Genomic DNA, 16,932 nt, shown 5'->3' with positions numbered 1-16,932 from the left:
GCGGGTGCCGCGACTTCGTCGCGCGTGACGGCCTCCCCGGTGGCCGGGGCGGGTGCGCGCCGCGCGGGCTCAGTCCCGCTCGCCGCGCACGAGTTCGAGTCCCGCGCCGGCGAACTGACGCAGCGTCGCGTCGGGCAGGAACGCCCGCGTGAGCGCTCCGCCGATCCGCGTGAGGTCGCTCTCGTCGCGGAAGAGCAGATACATGGTCTCGTACCGCGGATGGAACTTCTCCTTGAAGCGGTGCAGCGACCGGAACCCGTATACCGGCTCGAGCGCCTCAGCGAGCCTGTCGCTGAGGGCGGCGAGCATGCCGGCGTCCGGCGGGTAGTCGTGGGCGAGCGGCGCGCCTGAGAGCGACATGATCTCGGCACCCTCATCGGAGAAGAGCCGTGCCGACGAACCGATCAGGAACTCCATCACGGGCCCGAAGCCGCCTTCGCGCCGGCGCATGAGGTCGAGCGTCCACCCCCGGACGGTGCCGTCGGCACCGTAGACGGGCAGCCACGACAGGAACCCGTCGACGTCGCCGTTCGGCGCGAGCGCCAGGGCGAGACGCACCTCCGGGTCCTCTGCTTCGACGAGCGTGCCGAGCGTGAACCCCATCTCGGGCAGGCCCTTGTCGCCCACCCACATCTCCGAGATGGCGCGCAGCTGCTGCTGCACGCCCCACGACTCCTCCTTGAGATGGGTCATGCGGAACGTCATCTCTTCGCGACCCGCCCGGTTGAGCGACGACCGCACCGAGTTCCACCGCTTGCCGGTGAACTCGAGGCCCGGCAGGTCCACGATCGTGTCGTCGGCCACGACCAGGCTGCGCCACGACGCCGGCACCGCGGCCCGCGTGGCCTCGTCGGCGCTGAAGAAGCAGGGGATCAGTCCCGCCCGCTCCGCGTCGTGGATGAACTCCTGGACGGCTGCCGCACGGGACGACTCCGGACCGATCGGGTCCGCGAGGGCCAGCGCCACCCCCGCACGCCGCTGGTACGCGACGATGCTGTCGGTCGTGCGGGCGTAGGTGTTCCCCTCCCAGGTCGTCATCCACGAGAGGGTTCCGCCGCCGTGGGCGTGCAGCATCCGCTTCACGTCTTCGATGCCGGGCGCCGGCTGCAGGCCGATCCGCGAGCGGCGCCGGGCGCGGAAGGCGCGGCGCACCCGGATCAGGTAGACGAGCATGAGCAGCCACATCGCGCCGCTGGCGAGAGCGAGTTCGGTCTCGCCGTCGATGGTGGCCTCGACCTGCGCCTCGGACGCGATGACGATGGCCGCCGTGACGAGGAGTGCGGTGAGAACGTTGAAGACGGCCAGGATGATGGCGAGCACCCACGCCCAGCGGCGTCCGCGACGCAGCCCGTTCGCGATGATCAGGATGATCACGACATCGATCGCGAAGTCCCAGAAGCCGCCCGAGGCGGGTTCCGTGGAGCCGAGGGGCCCGTCGGTCGGCACAAGGATCGTGATGACCTCGACCGCCCCGAGCACCAGCACCGCGATGAAGGCGATGAGCCGCTGCTCGCGCATGGTGGTGCGCTGGACGCGCAGCGACCGGTCGGCGAACAGCACCAGCAGCACCGCGAGCAGGTGCTCAAGGTCGGCGAGCGTGCCCCAGAAGAGCATCGCGACGAACACGTAGCCGAGCAGCACGAGCCACGCGCGGACGCGCCAGGGGCTGCGCAGCAGGCCGATCGCCGCGGCGATGCACGCGAACGTGCCGCCCGACGGCCCGACGTCGAGCGCTGCGGCCTGCGTCTGCGCCCAGTCCCACGACGCGAAGAGCGAGCAGCCCCACAGCACCAGGGCGGTCGCGAAGATCGCGAACAGCTGGCCGATCCAGTAGTACGCGAGGGCGACGCGCCAGCCGCGGCGGAACTCGAGGTAGGCCATGCCGACGAAGGTGGCGATCGTGAACGGGTAGACCCACGGCGCGTTGACGAAGAAGGTGCCGGTGATCGGCGTCCACCATCGCCCCGCCTCCAGGGCGGGCAGGCCGTAGGCGACCGCGTCGAAGACGTCGGAGTCTTCGAACGGACTCCACAGCCCCTGCCACACGACGCCCGTCACGAGGACGAGCGCGATCATCGTCAGCGTCGCCGGGATCCGCCCCACCCCGGCGAGCACGCGGTTCGGTCTCTGAGTCGCCCCGTCGCTCATGGGGTTCACGATAGCGGTGGGTCTTCCCGCTGTCCCTTATCCGGGCGGGCCCATCAGCTCGCGTAGTCGGCGAGGGCCTTGGCGTCCTCGGCGTCGCGCATCGCGCGGCGCGCGGCGTCGAGCGCGGCCACGGGGTCCTGCGTCTGGCGGGCCTGGGCGAGTTCGCGCTGGGCCGAGAGCAGGCGCGATCGCGCGTCGGCTCCGGCGCGGGCGCGGGAGACGGATGCCTCGGCCTGCGCCAGTGCGCCGCGCGCGGCGGCGAGCGTGCCCGGCAGGGCGGTGCGTGCGCCGCGCAGCCGCTGCTGGGCGGTGCGGGCGTCGCCGAGGGCGAGGTCGAGCCGTCCGCGCAGGCGCGCGATGGCATCGACCGTGCGGGTGGGGTGGCGCGCAGCATCCGTCTCGATGCGGTTGAGCTCGTCGTCGATGGCGTGCAGCTCGGCGCCCAGCCGGGCCGCATCGGCCGCATCGAGGTGCTCGCGCGCGACGGCGGCCTGGCGCAGCGCGGTGCGCGCCGCCGCGATCTCGTCGGGCACGGCCTGGGCCGCCTGCAGCACGAGGCGGTGGGTCTCTTCGAGATTGCGGGCGTCGGCCTCGGCCTGGCGCAGCGCCCGCTCGGCGGCGGCGAGGTCGGGCAGGGCGCTCAGCGACGGGTCGGCAGTGCGGCTCGCCGCGGCGTCGAGGTGCCGCTCGGCGGCCGATACCTCGGAGAGGGCGGCGTGCGCCGCGCGCGAGGCATCCCTCCACTCCTCCTCGGCGAAGCGCGACGACAGCTCGGCGACGAGCGCGGCCGGGTCGCCCATCGACGCGGTGAGCCCGGCGAGACGGCGGCGGGCAGCGTCGATCTGGCCGGCGGCCGACACGTTCGCGGTGACCCACGCGCCGTGCTCGCGGCGCGCGGCGGCGACCGTGGCGAGAGCCTCGGCCGTGCGGCGCTCGATGCGCGCGGCGACGCGGTGCACCTCGTGAGGGGCGACGGCGGGGTCGCTGATCGCGCGGTAGTCCTGGAAGGCGTCGTCGCGCACGTGCTGCGCGGTCAGACGGGCGCGCCGCAGCGACGCCGGCGCATCGCCGCCGTAGAGGGCGCCCGACAGGCCGACCTCGAGGTCGAGCTCGCCGACCTCGTCGTCGAGGCGCACGAGCGTGGCTCCCGCCTTCGCGCGCTCGTCGGCCGCGGCCGCGCGGGCGCGGGGGGAGCGGCGCGCGCGGCGGACGGCCCACACGATGACCGCGACGGCGATCGCCGTCACGCCGAACACGACCAGGGCCGGCACCAGCCACCCCAGGATCGCGGCGGCGAGCTCAGGCATCGGCGACGCCGGCGGTCACGGCCGCGGTGTCTTCGGACTGCTCGGGCTGCTCGGGCTGCTCGCCGAACAGCAGCAGCGCGCGCAGCTGATCGACGTCGTCGACCACAGCCTGCGCACCCTCGGACTCGTGCGGCCAGCTGAAGCCCCAGCGCACGAAGATCACCGGAACGCCGTGCGCGGCGCCGCCGTCGACGTCATGGTGGCGGTCGCCGACGAGCACCGGGCGACTCGTGTCGACGCCGGCCGCGGCGAGGCGACGCAGCGCCTCGGCGACGATGTCGGCCTTCGCGCTCAGCGTCTTCTCGTCCGGCGTCGCGCCGACGATCGCGGTGAGCGAGGTCGACAGGTCGAAGTGGTCCATGAGGGCGACGACCTGCACCTCGGGCTTCGAACTGGCCGTGGCCTGCGGGATGCCGCAGGCCGCGACATCCATGATCAGCTCACCCACTCCCGGGAAGAGCTTGGCGCCCGTCGTGTACCCGTCGGCCTTGCCAAGCGTGCGGTAGAAGGCGACGGCCTCGGCCGACTGCTCGGGCGTCATGCCGACGTTCACCTGGAACGACTCGTACATCGGCGGCCCGATCCAGTGGACGAGCTCGGCGCGGGTCGGAGGACGCTTGCCGAAGTGCTCGAGGGCGATCGTGAGGCGCCGGAGGATGCCGTCGGACGCGTCCACGATCGTCCCGTCGACGTCCCAGAGCACACAGGTCCACGGCGATCGGTTCGGCATGCGTCCAGCCTAAGCCGCGCAACCCCCCCGCCCCTCTCGCCGCGAGAGTACTCCTGGTGGACGAGAGGGTGGTTGCTTCCCTACCTTTCGGCGACCAGCTGTACTCTCGCGGGTCAGAAGAGGCGCGGGGCGCCGGACTCGATGCCCTTCATGCCCTCGTAGTCGAGGGTGACGCAGCGGATGCCGCGGTCCGCGGCGAGCACCTTCGCCTGGGGCTTGATCTCCTGGGCGGCGAAGACGCCGGTGACGGGGGCGAGGTGCGGGTCGCGGCCCAGCAGCTCGAGGTAGCGGGTGAGCTGCTCGACGCCGTCGATGTCGCCGCGGCGCTTGACCTCGACCGCGATCGTGCCGCCCTCGGGGTCGCGCAGGAGCAGGTCGACCGGGCCGATGGCCGTCGGGAACTCGCGGCGCACGAGCGTCAGGTTCTCGCCGATGACGTCGACCTGCTCGGCGAGCAGGCGCTGCAGGTCGGCCTCGACGCCGTCCTTCTGCAGTCCCGGGTCGATGCCGAGCTCGTGCGACGAGTCGTGGATGACCTCGTAGATGCGCACCAGCAGGGCGTCGCCGGTCTTCGCGTGGGTCACGCGCCAGTGCTCGAGCACCCCGGCGGACGCCGACTCCTCGTCGGGCACCTCGACGTCGAGCCGGCACGGCGGGCTCATCCAGTTGAGCGGCTTGTACGAACCGCCGTCGGAGTGCACCAGCAGCGAGCCGTCGCCCTTGTGCACCAGCAGCCGGGTGGCGAGGGGCAGGTGGGCGTTGAGCCGCCCGGTGTAGTCGACGGAGCAGCGGGCGATGACAAGACGCACCCGAAGAGCCTAGCTCCCGCGCCGGCGCGCCCAGGCTCGTCGGATAGCCTTTGCCCTCGGTACCCGCGCTCTGCCGGGCCCCCAGACCCCGGCTCCCCACGCCCCTTCGTCCGGAGAAGAACCGATGAACTCTCGTCAGCCCGACGCGACCGTCCACATCCTGTCCAGCACCGTCGCCGAGCTCCACGTCGGCGGCGACGTCGAGGAGATCGTCGCGCCCGACAGCCTGGCCCTGCGCGACCGCGTGGTCGAAGGCATCCGTCAGCTCGCAGCATCCGCCGGCGAACCGGCCCACGCGACCCTCGTCGAGGGCTCGTCCCGCTGGCCGCTCGTGGTGCACCCGGACGGCACCTTCGACGAGGCCCTGGAGGAGGCGGAGATGGATGCTGCGGCCCTCGCGCCTGCGGCAGCCCCGGCACCGGCCGTGCCCGGCGCACCGGCCCCGGCCGCGCCCGCCGCGGCTCCTGCCGTGCCCGCCGCGGCGGTGCCCCCGGCCTTGCCGGTGACGGCGCCGACACCCGTCCCCGCGGTGCCGGGCCCCGAGCCGGTGTCGCAGGACCCGGCGCGCCCGACCCTGCAGGATCTGCTCGACTCGCGCAGCGACGGCGGGCGCCTGCGGGCGACGGCGGGCTGGCAGGGAGCGGTGCGCCGCGCGACCGGCGGCCTCATCTCGCCCGCGCCCGGCCGCGTCGAGCGGTCGCGGCTCGACCGCGAGCGCCGTGTGCAGCGTCGCCTGGACGCGCCGCGCACGATCGTCGTGCTCAACCCGAAGGGCGGGGCGCACAAGACGACGAGCACGCTGCTGCTCGCCGCGACGTTCGGGACGCTGCGCGGCGGCGCGACCCTCGCGTGGGACAACAACGAGACCCGCGGCACGCTCGGCTGGCGGGCGCAGCACGCGCCGCACAACCGCACGGCGGTCGACCTCCTCGAGGACCTCGACGAGGCCTCGAACTTCCGGGGGTCCAGCCTCGCGGCGCTCGACCACTACGTGCGCACGCAGGTCGACGCGCGCTTCGACGTGCTCGCTTCGGATGAGGATGCCGCGGCCTCCTCGACGATCGATGCGGCCGCGTTCGACCGCCTCCACGCGCTGCTGCGCCGCTACTACCGACTGATGGTCGTCGACACCGGCAACAACATGCGCGCCTCGAACTGGGTCGCCGCGGTCGCCGCCGCGGACCAGCTCGTGATCGTGTCGACGGTGCGCGAAGACACCGCGGCCAGTGCCGCGTGGCTGCTCGACGGCCTGCGCGAGAAGGGCTTCGGCCGCAAGATCGACGAGGCCGTGACCGTGTTGACGGCGCCGTCCTCGCGCGTGGATCGCCGTCTCGAGTCGCGCCTCTCGCAGCACTTCGAGCAGGTGACCTCGGCGGTCGTGAACGCGCCGTTCGATCCGTCGCTCGTCGACGGCGGGGCCATCGACTTCGATGCGCTCTCGCCCGAGACGCGCGACGCCTGGCTCACCGTCGCGGCTACCGTGGCCGACCGCCTCTGACCCGCGGCGGTCCGGCCCCCGGCGGTCCGACGCCCGGCGAGCCCGGCGCGCCGGGCCCGGCGCTCAGTGGTGCGCGTGCCCCGCGCCGACCTTCGACCCCGCGATCGGCTTCGCGGCGCCCGAGGCGAGCCCCGACATCGCGATCAGGGCGACGATGATCCACAGCGTCGGCAGGATGCCGATCTCGTGGCTGATCCAGCCCAGGATCGGCGGGCCGCACAGGAACGCCAGGTAGCCGATGGTCGCCGCGGCCGAGACCGACGCGGCCGCCTTCTTCGGGTCGTCGGCCGCGGCCGACATGCCGAGGGGGAAGCCCAGCGAGGCGCCCGCGCCCCACAGCGCGATGCCGATGAAGGCGATCGGCAGGTTCGGCGCGAGGATGAACATGACGAGGCCGACGCCCGCCGCGATCGACAGGATGCGCAGCGCCCACACGCGGCCGATCCGGTCCACGAGCGGCCCGCCGATGATGCGGAACGCGGTCATCGCGACCGAGAATACCGTGAGCGCGATCGCGCCGACGGCCTCGGTCTGGGCGTGGCCGTCGACCATCGCGATCGTGAGCCAGTCGTTGGCGCTGCCCTCGGCGAACGCCATGCCGAGCATGATCGCGCCGATCGCGTAGGTGCGGGGGTCGCGCCAGACGGCCGCCAGTTCTGCGAAGCGCTCGCGGCGCGTGATGGTCGTCGCAGGGTCGTCGTGCACGCTCTCGCGCACGGGGACGGCGCGCAGCGCCAGCAGGCCTGCCGCGGCCACGATGAGACCGGCGCCGCCGAGGTGCCAGCCGACGCCGATGCCCAGCGCCGCCATGGCGACGCCCAGCCCGGCGCCCGCGACGGTGCCGAGGCTGAAGAAGGCGTGGAACAGCGGCATGAGCGTGCGCTCGAACGCCTGCTCCACCGCCGCCGCCTCGACGTTCATCATGACGTCGGTGGCGCTCATTCCGAGGCCCATGAGCCCGAGTCCCACGGCGGCAACGAAGTAGGACTCGACGAACTCGACGCCGACTCCCGCCACCACGACGCCGAGGGCGAACGTGATGATCGTCGCGAACATGCCGCGCCGGGCGCCCCAGCGGGCGACGATGACGTTCGCGAGCGACAGGCCGACGATCGACGCGGCGCCCGACACGAAGAGCAGCACGCCGACCTGGAGGTCGTTGATGCCGAGGTCGTTCTTGACGGCGGGCAGGCGCGACGCCCACGACGCGAACCCGACTCCCATGACGAGGAAGATCGTGAAGATCGCGGTGCGCCAGGCGACCAGTTGCCGGCGGGTGAGCGCGGTATCCATCCGCACATGCTACCGAATCGATTCGGAGTTCCTCGAATCGATTCGACATCCCGCCTTGGCGACGGGCTACGATCGTCACAGCATGAGCCGACAGGACACCGGCATCCGCCGCGCCACCATCTCGGACGTCGCCCGCGAGGCAGGCGTCTCGCCGTCGACCGCCTCCGTGGTGTTCAGCGGCAAGACCCCCGTGTCGGACGCGACGCGCCGCCGCGTGCTCGACGCGGCCGCAGCCCTCGGCTACACCGGTCCCGACCCCCGCGCGGCGTCGCTCCGGCGCGGCCGCTCGGGGATCGTCGGCGTGGTGTTCGAGGAGCACCTGGGCACCGCGTTCCTCGACCCGGTCAAGACCCTCATGATGGACGGCCTCGCCGACGCGGTCACCCCGCTCGGCGCCGGGCTGCTGCTCCTGCGCGACCACGAGCCCACCGGCAGCGGCCCGTCGCTCACCACCGCGCCGCTCGACGCCGCCGTGCTCATCGGCTGCAGCGGCCTGCTGCGCGAGTCCCTCGAGACCGTCAAGGCACGCGGCATCCCGGTCGTCGTCATCGAGGGCGATGCCGGCGACGATGTGCCGCGCATCGGCCTCGACAACCGCGAGGCCCAGCGCCAGGCCGCGAGTCACCTGCGCGCGCTCGGGCACCGCGAGGCCGCCGTCGTCACCCTTCCCGCTCGCGTGGACTGGCAGCGCGGCTGGCTGCACGACGACACGGCGGTCACGGTGGACGTCACCCGCGAGCGGCTCGCGGGTGCGCTCGACATCTTCCCCGACGCCCCCGCCTTCGCCGCTGCCGGCAGCTTCATCGACGAGGGGTTCGCGGCCGGCCGCGAGATCTTCGCCGATCCCGACCGGCGCCCGACCGCGGTCATCGCGCAGAGCGACCTGCTCGCGGCCGGCGTGATCCGGGCGGCCGAAGAGGCCGGCCTGCGCGTTCCGGAGGACGTCAGCGTCACCGGCTTCGACGGCATCGTGGTCGACGGGCTCGCGCCGTACGAGCTCACCACCCTGGTGCAGCCCGCCACCGACAAGGGCCGCGCCGCGGGCGCCGCCGTGGCCGCGATGCTCGAGGGGAGCCCCGCGGCGTCGATCCGTTTCACCTGCACCTTCCGCGAGGGCAACACCACGGGGCCCGCACCGTCCGCGACGGCCTAAGCCGGCACTACGAGCGCAGCGGGCCGATCGGCAGCGTCCGCGTGCCGAAGTCCGCGATCGTGTAGCGGCCGCACGAGATCAGGTCGGCGTCGCCGAGCGTCACCCCGCCGGGCAGCGTGAACGCGGCCGACTGCGCGTCCAGGACCAGGAACGACACCTCGCCCACGCGGAAGTCGTCGCGGTTCACGAGCCACGCGTAGCCCCGGAGCCTGTGGTCGACCTGCACGAGCTCTCGCGGGTCGGCGAGGTGCGTCTTCGGCAGCCGCACTGTCCAGAACTGGCCGGCGCCGACGCGGCCCGACTGCTCCACCCAGTCCACGACGCAGGCCAGGTCGGCATCGGGCGCGTTCGCGGTGGCCGCGATCCGGGGCACACCGATCCCGACCGCCGCCACCAGCCCCACCACCGCCGCCACCGTCGCAACGACCGCCAGCACGGGCCGCATCGCCGTGAGCGTGCGCGGCAGCAGCGCCGGCAGCACCGCGACGCGAGCCCGAGCACCGGGGCGAACACCGCCGGCTGCAGGTAGCGGGCCGCGTGCGTGCCCGCGACGACCGCACCCCCCACCACGAGGAGGGGCATCGCCCAGCCGCACGCCGCGACCACCGTCGCGCCGATCTCGCTCCGCCGGGCGAGCAGCACCGTCGCGGCGATGCACCCGCCCCACAGCACCAGCAGGAGGACGACGGATGCTGCGCCCCAGGGCGCGCTCCACCGGTCGGCGAGCAGCGCCCCGTAGTACTCGAGCGAGGAGCGCCAGAGCGACGGGTCGAAGTAGCCGGCCCCGGTGTTCGCGATGAAGGGGGCCAGCGGGATCCGTCCCGCGAAGCCGATCGCCGTGCCGGCGGCGAGTCCGCCGACGAGCCATCGTGCGCCCCTCCGGCGGATCGCGACGACGCCCAGCACCAGGCCGAGCGGCACGGTCGCCCACACGGCGAACAGCGGATTGGTGAGGACGGATGCCGCCGCCACCAGCCCGACACCGGCCACGGCGCCCCACGGCACGGCGCCGCGCGCGCGGTCGAGTCCTCGCCGTGCGATGCCCACGGTGAGCACGACGCCGATGACGGTCGCGGAGTAGTAGGTCGTCGTGGTGAGGAGAGAGGCGAGCTCCAGGGCGTCCCTCGACGGGGAGGCCTCACTCGCGGCGAGCAGCCCGAACGCGCCGAGCGCGAGCAGCGCCCCCGCGATCGGAGCCCGCCCGCGCGCGAGGGTGCCCGCGGCCACGCGAAGCGCGCCGTAGAGCGCGACGACGTTCACGACCCCCGCGAGAGCGAGCGTGCCCTCGACGCCCAGCCCGAACAGCGTGAGCAGGCCGAGCACCGCGGTCTCGGGCAGGAACAGCACCGACGAGAGCGCCCAGTCCTGCGGCTGGCCGATCGCGATCGACCTGACGATCAGCGTCGTGACCAGCGAATCCGCGTCGTGGAACAGCAGGTCCGCGCGGGCGGATGCCGTCACCGCCGCCACGACGGCGATCCCGATCGCGACGGCGACGAGGACGCCGAGAAGCTCCCGCGCCCAGCGCGGCGGCGCCGGTGTCCCGGTCGCGGGAGTGGGGCTCTCTTCGGCCACCGCAACACTCTCCCACGGACGGCCGATGCATGCCGCCCGGGAGATCGGGTGCGCAGCGCCCGGTAGGATGGTCAGGACAACCCCGATCGCCTGGGCTTTGCGCCGTCCTCCTCTGACCTGCGCTGCCGACGACCCCGAGGAGGCCCGAATGCTCCTCGTTCTTGGCGCGTTCGCGGTCGTCCCGATCCTGCTCCCGTGGCTTGTCGCACGCATCGGCGCCCGCGCGTTCTACGTCGCGGCGATCCTGCCGATCGCCGGGTTCGTCTACGCCGCGGTGCTCACGCCGCAGGTGCTCTCCGGTGACATTCCGTTCGAGACATACGCCTGGATCCCGCCGTTGGGCATCGACCTCTCGATGCGCATGGACACGCTGTCATGGCTGATGACGCTGGTCGTCACCGGCGTCGGCGCGCTCGTGATGATCTACTGCCGCTGGTACTTCGACGGCAAGAAAGAGAACCTCGGCCAGTTCGCCGCGGTGCTGCTCGCGTTCGCGGGCGCCATGTACGGGCTGGTCCTCACCGACGACCTCGTCGTGCTGGTGATGTTCTGGGAAGTCACGAGCGTGCTGTCGTACCTGCTCATCGGGTACTACAACAAGCGCGCGGCGAGCCGCCGTGCGGCGCTGCAGGCCCTGCTCGTCACGACGCTCGGCGGTCTCGTGATGCTCATCGGCGTGGTGCTGCTCGTGGTCGATGCGGGAACGTCGAGCATCTCGACGATCCTCGTCGAGGCCCCGTCCGGCCCGATCGTCGACGCCGCGCTCGTGATGATCCTGGTCGGCGCGCTCAGCAAGTCGGCGATCTTCCCCTTCCACTTCTGGCTCCCCGGCGCCATGGCCGCTCCCACGCCGGTGAGCGCGTACCTGCACGCGGCGGCCATGGTGAAGGCGGGCATCTACCTCATCGCCCGCTTCGCGCCGGTGTTCGCGATCGCGCCGCCGTGGCGGCCGATCGTGATCGCGCTCGGTGTCTTCACGATGCTGCTCGGCGGCTTCCAGGCGCTCCGCGAGACCGACCTCAAGCGCGTGCTCGCCTTCGGCACCGTCAGCCAGCTGGGCCTGCTGACCGTCGTGCTCGGCTACGGGACACGGGATGCTGCGCTCGCAGGTCTTGCGCTGCTGCTCAGCCACGCCCTCTTCAAGTCGGCGCTGTTCCTCGTGGTCGGCGTGATCGACCGCCAGCTGTCGACACGTGATCTGACGGAGCTCTCCGGCGTCGGCCGGCAGGCGCCGGTCATGGCGACGTTCTCGATCATCGCCGTCGCCTCGATGGTCGGCATCATCCCCACCATCGGCTTCGTCGCCAAGGAGGGCGCCCTCGCGGCGCTCCTGCACGAGGCACTCGGCGGCGCGGTGTGGGGGATCGTGGCGCTGGTGGGAGTCGCCCTGGGCTCGGTGCTGACCGCGGGCTACGGCATCCGCTTCCTCTGGGGTGCGTACGCGACCAAGCGCGACGCGAACGGCGATCGTATGCCCGATACGGAATGGCCCGACCCGCCGATCGGTTTCCTCGTCGCGCCGATCGTGCTCTCGGGCCTCACCGTGGTCGCGGGCGCTGCCGCGCCGTGGCTCGACAAGGTGTTCACGCCCTACGCCGACGAGGCGCCGCTGTCGACGCCCGGCGTCGCCGCGCCCGAGCACCCCGCCCACATCGCGCTCTGGCACGGGCTCGAGCCGGCGCTGTGGATCTCGCTCGCGACGATCGCGATCGGCGTCGTCGTGTTCTGGGCGACGCGGTCCTGGCGCCCGGCGAAGCGCCTGCTGCCGTTCACCGCGGCCGACGCGTACAACGGGGCCCTGCGTGTCATCGCCCGCCTGTCGGTCGTCACGACGAGCCTCACGCAGCGCGGCTCGCTGCCCGTCTACGTCGGCACGATCTTCATCGTGTTCGTCGCCGCCGAGGCGACCGCGCTGCTCGCGAGCCCCGACTGGCAGGCGAAGCTCGACGCGTACCAGACGCCCACGCAGCTGCTGGTGGCGCCCATCATGATCGCCGCCGGGCTCATCGCGATCCGCGCGCGCAAGCGCTACACCGGTGTCGTGCTGGTGTCGGTGACGGGCCTCGGCATGGTGCTGCTCTTCGCCACCAGCGGTGCGCCCGACCTCGCACTCACCCAGATCCTCGTCGAGACGGTGACGCTCGTCGCGTTCGCGCTCGTGCTGCGCCGCATCCCGTCACGCCTCGGCGAGCACAACGCCTCGGTGTGGCCGGTCGCCCGTGCCGTGCTCGGCGCCGCGGTCGGCATCACGATGGCGCTCGTCGCGATCGTGGCCACCAGCGCCCGCGTCGAGAAGCCGATCTCCGACGCCTTCCCCGATCTGGCGTACGAGCTCGGCCACGGCAAGAACGTCGTCAACGTCGCCCTCGTCGACCTTCGCGGGTGGGACACGATGGGCGAGCTGTCGGTGCTGATCCTCGCGGCGACGGGTGTGGCATCCCTCGTCTTCGTCACCCACCGGGCCGACACGCTCTCCCGCGCGATCTCGTCGCTGCCCACCGGCGCGACGCGCACGCGGCGCCCCCTCGTCGAGACCGCGGAGGGCGTCCAGCCCCGCGGGGCCGGCGGCGGACGCATGGCGTGGCTCGTCGGCGGCCAGCGCGTGCGGCCCGAGAACCGCTCGATCATGCTCGAGGTGATCGTGCGGATCCTGTTCCACACCATCATCATCGTGTCGCTGTACCTGCTCTTCGCCGGCCACAACCTGCCCGGCGGCGGGTTCGCCGGCGGCCTGGTCGCGGGCATGGCGCTCGTCATGCGCTACATCGCGGGCGGTCGCTACGAGCTCGGCGCCGCCGCGCCCACCGACGCCGGGCGCCTGCTGGGCACCGGCATGACGATCGCCGTCGCGTGCGCCATCGTGCCCGTGTTCTTCGGCGACCAGCCGCTCACCAGCTACTTCTGGGAGTGGACCGTGCCGGTGCTCGGCCACGTCGAGTTCGTCACCTCCACCCTCTTCGACATCGGTGTCTACCTCGTCGTCATCGGGCTCGTGCTCGACGTGCTGCGCAGCCTCGGCGCCGAGGTCGACCGCCAGGCGCAGGAAGCGCGCGAGCAGCAGGGGGTGACGGTGCCGTGAACGTCTCCCTCGTCCTCATCATCGTGATGGCCGTGCTCTTCGCTTGCGGCGTCTACGCCATGCTCGAGCGCAGCCTCACCCGCGTGCTCATCGGCTTCCTGCTGCTCGGCAACGCGACGAACCTGCTGCTGCTCATCGTGATGGGCCGCCCGGGGGTCGCGCCGTTCTTCGGCTCGGCATCGGTCGACGAGATGTCGGACCCGCTCCCGCAGGCCCTGACGCTGACCGCCATCGTCATCACCTTCGCCGTGTCGGCGTTCCTCCTCGCCCTGATCTACCGGTCGTGGCAGCTCGGCCAGGCCGACACCGTGGCGGACGACGAGGCCGATCTCGAGGTGCGCGAGCGCGCCGCCGAGGTCGAGGAGACGATGGACGAGGAGACCGAGATCGAGGACGCCGACGACGACGCGACCACCGACTTCGTCGGGACCGAGACCGCGCCGATCACGATCCTCGGTGCGCGCGACTTCGCGGGCCTCCGTGACGACGCCCCGGTGGACCGCCCCGACCAGAAGCCGCGGGATCGAGGTGACGACGCATGACCGAGATCGCCCCCGCGCTCGTCCCGCTGCTGGTCACCCTGCCGCTGCTCGGTGCCGCCATCGCACTCATCGCCGGCCGTCACCGCAAGACCCAGGTGGTCGTGTCGGTCGTGACGCTGAGCGCCGTGACCGTCATCGCGGCGATCCTGCTGTACGTCGTCGACACCGGCGACCAGCCGATCGCGGTGTCGGTGGGCGGCTGGCCCATCCCGTTCGGCATCGTGCTGTACGTCGACCGGCTCGCGGCGCTCCTGGTCGTCGTGTCGAGCATCGTGCTGCTCGCGGTCCTGCTGTTCTCGGTCGGTCAGGGCGCCGCCGACGGCGACGACGACACGCCGGTCTCGATCTTCCACCCCTCGTACCTGATCCTCGGCGCGGGCATCTTCAACGCGTTCATCGCGGGCGACCTGTTCAACCTCTACGTCGGGTTCGAGATCCTGCTCGTCGCCTCGTACGTGCTCATCACGCTGGGATCGACCGAGTCGCGCATCCGCACCGGCGTCGTCTACATCGTCGTCTCGCTGGTGTCGTCGATCCTCTTCCTCGCGGCGATCGCCATGATCTACGGCGCGCTCGGCACCGTCAACATGGTGCAGATCTCCGAGCGCATGGGCGAGCTGCCTCAGGAGACGCAGCTGATCCTGCACCTCATGCTGCTGCTCGCGTTCAGCATCAAGGCCGCCGTCTTCCCGCTGTCGTTCTGGCTGCCCGACTCGTACCCGACCGCGCCCGCGCCGGTCACGGCGGTGTTCGCGGGCCTCTTGACCAAGGTCGGCGTCTACGCGATCATCCGCACCGAGACCGAGCTGTTCCTCGACAACGACGTGAACCAGCTGCTGATGTGGGTGGCGCTCGCGACGATGATCGTCGGCGTGCTGGGCGCCGTCGCGCAGGCGGAGCTCAAACGCATCCTGTCGTTCACGCTCGTGAGCCATATCGGCTACATGATCTTCGGGCTCGCGATCGCGACGCCCGCCGCCATCGGCGCGACGATCTACTACATGGTCCACCACATCGTGGTGCAGACGACCTTGTTCCTCGCGGTCGGCCTCGTCGAGCGCCGCGCGGGCTCGACGTCGATCCTCCGGGTCAAGGGCCTCATGAAGGCGGCGCCCGTGATCGCGGTCCTGTACTTCATCCCGGCGATCAACCTCGGCGGTCTGCCGCCGTTCTCGGGCTTCATCGGCAAGTTCGCACTGTTCGACGCCGCCGCGCAGGTGGGCACCCCGATCATGATGGTGCTGATGGTGGGCGGCATCCTCACCAGCCTCCTGACGCTCTACGCGCTCATGCGCGCGTGGAACCTGTCGTTCTGGCGCGAGGACGAGGACTCGGCCGAGACCGAGGCCCGCATCTCGTACCTCGGCTCGGCCCCCGCTGCCGGCATCGAGACCGAGCGCCGCGTCATCCCGAAGATCATGACCGCGGCGACCACCGGCATGGTGGTCATCACGGTCGCGCTGACGATCTTCGCCGGGCCGCTGTACGACGTGTGCACGCGCATCGGCGAGGCGCTGCTCGAGCCGGTGACGCTCACGCAGCTCCAGGACGACTCGGCGGGAACGGAGAAGGCGCCGTGAGCCCCGACGTCTCGCAGAGCCGGGCCCGCCGCGCGTTCACGACGGCGTGGCGGCAGCTGCCGTTCTTCGTGTGGCTCATCGCGCTCTGGATGCTGCTGTGGGGCCAGTTCACGTGGGTCGCCTTCCTCACCGGGCTCGTCGCCGCCCTCGTCGTCACGCGCGTCTTCCGCCTGCCGCCCGTCGAGCTGTCGGGCCGCGTCAACCTGTGGTGGGGCCTCGTCTTCGTCGTCGAGTTCCTGGTCGCGGTCGTGCTCGGCTCGCTCACGGTCGCCTGGCAGGTGCTCGACTTCCGCCGGCAGCCGGGCACCGCGATCATCGCCGCGCAGCTGGTCACCGACGACGACCTCATCATGACCCACGTCGGTGTGACGTGCTCGCTCATCCCGGGATCCCTCATCGTCGACACCGATCGCGACCGGCGCATCCTGTACCTCCACGTCATCGGGGTGCGCGGCGACGCCGACGTCGAGAAGCAGCGCGCCAGCGTGCACCACTGGGAGGAGCGCATCGTGCGGGCGGTCGGCTCGCGCGCGCAGCTCCAGGCGATGAGAGATGCCGCTCCGCACGGATCCGTGGCCCGAGGGGGTTCCCGATGAGCGTTCTGCTGCTCGCGATCTACGTGATCTTCGGGATCGCCGCGCTCCTCACGCTGTGGCGCATCGTCATGGGGCCGTCGATCCTCGACCGGGCCGTGGCATCCGATGTCCTCCTCACCCTGGTGATGTGCGTGCTGGGTGCCGAGATGGCGATCAACCACCACACGCGCACGCTGCCGGTGCTGCTGATCATCGCGGCCGTCGGCGTGTTCGGGTCGATCTCGATCGCGCGGTTCGTCGCGAGAAGGGACCAGGACCGCTGATGGACGCCATGCTCGACCTCGCCGCCCTCATCCTGATCCTGATCGGGGCGCTGCTGTGCCTCACCGCCGCGATCGGCGTGCTGCGCTTCCGCGACGTGCCGACCCGCCTGCACGCCGCAACGAAGCCGCAGGTGCTCGGGCTGATCCTCATCTGCCTCGCGATCGCGCTGTCGCTGCGGTCGTGGCCGGTGGTCGCGTTCCTCGTGCCGGTCGTGCTGATCCAGCTCGCCACGGCGCCGCTGTCGGCCCACATGGTCGGCCGTCAGGCGTACCGCAACGGCACGATCGACGAGACCGGCCTCTACGTCGACGACCTCGCCGAGTCCAAGCGCACCCCGCCCGCCTCCGGCGGCTGACGC

At 72.1% G+C, this 16,932-nt stretch carries 15 protein-coding genes; 8 read left to right on the top strand and 7 right to left on the bottom strand.

The genetic code is table 11. The annotated features are described in order from the left end of the window. Positions 1-69 precede the first annotated feature (69 nt). The 4 genes from ACFC1I_RS06920 to nucS form a co-directional block, all read right to left on the bottom strand. Positions 70-2,148 carry a bifunctional lysylphosphatidylglycerol flippase/synthetase MprF gene (locus ACFC1I_RS06920; RefSeq protein WP_376007342.1) on the bottom strand — a complete coding sequence of 693 codons (2,079 nt, stop codon included), beginning with the start codon at positions 2,146-2,148 and terminating at the stop codon, positions 70-72. A gap of 53 nt (positions 2,149-2,201) precedes the next feature. After that, on the bottom strand, positions 2,202-3,455 hold the full coding sequence (locus ACFC1I_RS06915; RefSeq protein WP_376007340.1) for a hypothetical protein: 1,254 nt from the start codon (positions 3,453-3,455) through the stop codon (positions 2,202-2,204). Continuing rightward, positions 3,448-4,185, bottom strand: coding sequence for an HAD hydrolase-like protein (locus tag ACFC1I_RS06910; RefSeq protein ID WP_376007338.1), 738 nt, complete (start codon positions 4,183-4,185; stop codon positions 3,448-3,450). The genes ACFC1I_RS06915 and ACFC1I_RS06910 overlap by 8 nt, the downstream gene beginning before the upstream one ends. Positions 4,186-4,298: 113 nt before the next feature. Continuing rightward, a complete protein-coding gene (gene nucS / locus ACFC1I_RS06905) occupies positions 4,299-4,994 on the bottom strand; it encodes an endonuclease NucS (protein WP_045302045.1) in 696 nt (231 codons plus the stop codon). A 124-nt stretch (positions 4,995-5,118) separates the two neighbouring features. On the opposite strand from nucS, the gene ACFC1I_RS06900 reads away from it, so the two are divergent. After that, on the top strand, positions 5,119-6,492 hold the full coding sequence (locus ACFC1I_RS06900; RefSeq protein ID WP_376007336.1) for a MinD/ParA family protein: 1,374 nt from the start codon (positions 5,119-5,121) through the stop codon (positions 6,490-6,492). 63 nt (positions 6,493-6,555) lie between these two features. Here the strand turns inward: ACFC1I_RS06900 and ACFC1I_RS06895 are convergent, their stop codons facing one another. Continuing rightward, positions 6,556-7,785, bottom strand: coding sequence for an MFS transporter (locus tag ACFC1I_RS06895; RefSeq protein ID WP_376007334.1), 1,230 nt, complete (start codon positions 7,783-7,785; stop codon positions 6,556-6,558). Positions 7,786-7,867: 82 nt separating this feature from the next. Between ACFC1I_RS06895 and ACFC1I_RS06890 the strand changes: the two genes are divergently transcribed. After that, a complete protein-coding gene (locus ACFC1I_RS06890; protein WP_376007332.1) occupies positions 7,868-8,938 on the top strand; it encodes a LacI family DNA-binding transcriptional regulator in 1,071 nt (356 codons plus the stop codon). A 7-nt stretch (positions 8,939-8,945) separates the two neighbouring features. On the opposite strand, the gene ACFC1I_RS06885 is transcribed toward ACFC1I_RS06890, so the two are convergent. Together ACFC1I_RS06885 and ACFC1I_RS06880 are read right to left on the bottom strand one after the other, a co-directional pair. Next, positions 8,946-9,125 carry a hypothetical protein gene (locus ACFC1I_RS06885; protein ID WP_376007330.1) on the bottom strand — a complete coding sequence of 60 codons (180 nt, stop codon included), beginning with the start codon at positions 9,123-9,125 and terminating at the stop codon, positions 8,946-8,948. Then, positions 9,122-10,513 carry a hypothetical protein gene (locus tag ACFC1I_RS06880; RefSeq protein WP_376007328.1) on the bottom strand — a complete coding sequence of 464 codons (1,392 nt, stop codon included), beginning with the start codon at positions 10,511-10,513 and terminating at the stop codon, positions 9,122-9,124. The genes ACFC1I_RS06885 and ACFC1I_RS06880 overlap by 4 nt, the downstream gene beginning before the upstream one ends. 148 nt (positions 10,514-10,661) lie before the next feature. Between ACFC1I_RS06880 and ACFC1I_RS06875 the strand changes: the two genes are divergently transcribed. From ACFC1I_RS06875 to mnhG, 6 genes are read left to right on the top strand one after another with little or no spacing between them, the layout of a single operon-like run. Continuing rightward, positions 10,662-13,592 (top strand): Na+/H+ antiporter subunit A, encoded by a 2,931-nt coding sequence (locus ACFC1I_RS06875; RefSeq protein ID WP_376007326.1) that lies wholly within the window; start codon positions 10,662-10,664, stop codon positions 13,590-13,592. Continuing rightward, a complete protein-coding gene (locus ACFC1I_RS06870; protein ID WP_376007324.1) occupies positions 13,589-14,134 on the top strand; it encodes a Na(+)/H(+) antiporter subunit C in 546 nt (181 codons plus the stop codon). The genes ACFC1I_RS06875 and ACFC1I_RS06870 overlap by 4 nt, the downstream gene beginning before the upstream one ends. Next, the gene (locus ACFC1I_RS06865; RefSeq protein WP_376007322.1) at positions 14,131-15,714 is read left to right on the top strand and encodes a Na+/H+ antiporter subunit D; all 1,584 of its coding nucleotides are present in this window, start codon (positions 14,131-14,133) and stop codon (positions 15,712-15,714) included. Before ACFC1I_RS06870 ends, ACFC1I_RS06865 begins: the two co-directional genes overlap by 4 nt. Next, positions 15,711-16,310, top strand: a complete 600-nt coding sequence (locus ACFC1I_RS06860; protein ID WP_376007320.1) for a Na+/H+ antiporter subunit E — start codon at positions 15,711-15,713, stop codon at positions 16,308-16,310. Before ACFC1I_RS06865 ends, ACFC1I_RS06860 begins: the two co-directional genes overlap by 4 nt. After that, the gene (locus tag ACFC1I_RS06855; RefSeq protein ID WP_376007318.1) at positions 16,307-16,573 is read left to right on the top strand and encodes a monovalent cation/H+ antiporter complex subunit F; all 267 of its coding nucleotides are present in this window, start codon (positions 16,307-16,309) and stop codon (positions 16,571-16,573) included. Before ACFC1I_RS06860 ends, ACFC1I_RS06855 begins: the two co-directional genes overlap by 4 nt. Next, the gene (gene mnhG / locus ACFC1I_RS06850; protein WP_376007316.1) at positions 16,573-16,929 is read left to right on the top strand and encodes a monovalent cation/H(+) antiporter subunit G; all 357 of its coding nucleotides are present in this window, start codon (positions 16,573-16,575) and stop codon (positions 16,927-16,929) included. Before ACFC1I_RS06855 ends, mnhG begins: the two co-directional genes overlap by 1 nt. The last annotated feature ends 3 nt before the right edge of the window (positions 16,930-16,932 follow it).

Origin of the sequence: Microbacterium sp. NPDC056044 (genome assembly GCF_042267145.1) — a bacterium.
Lineage (GTDB): Bacteria > Actinomycetota > Actinomycetes > Actinomycetales > Microbacteriaceae > Microbacterium.
This window is presented reverse-complemented; position numbering and strand designations above follow the sequence as displayed.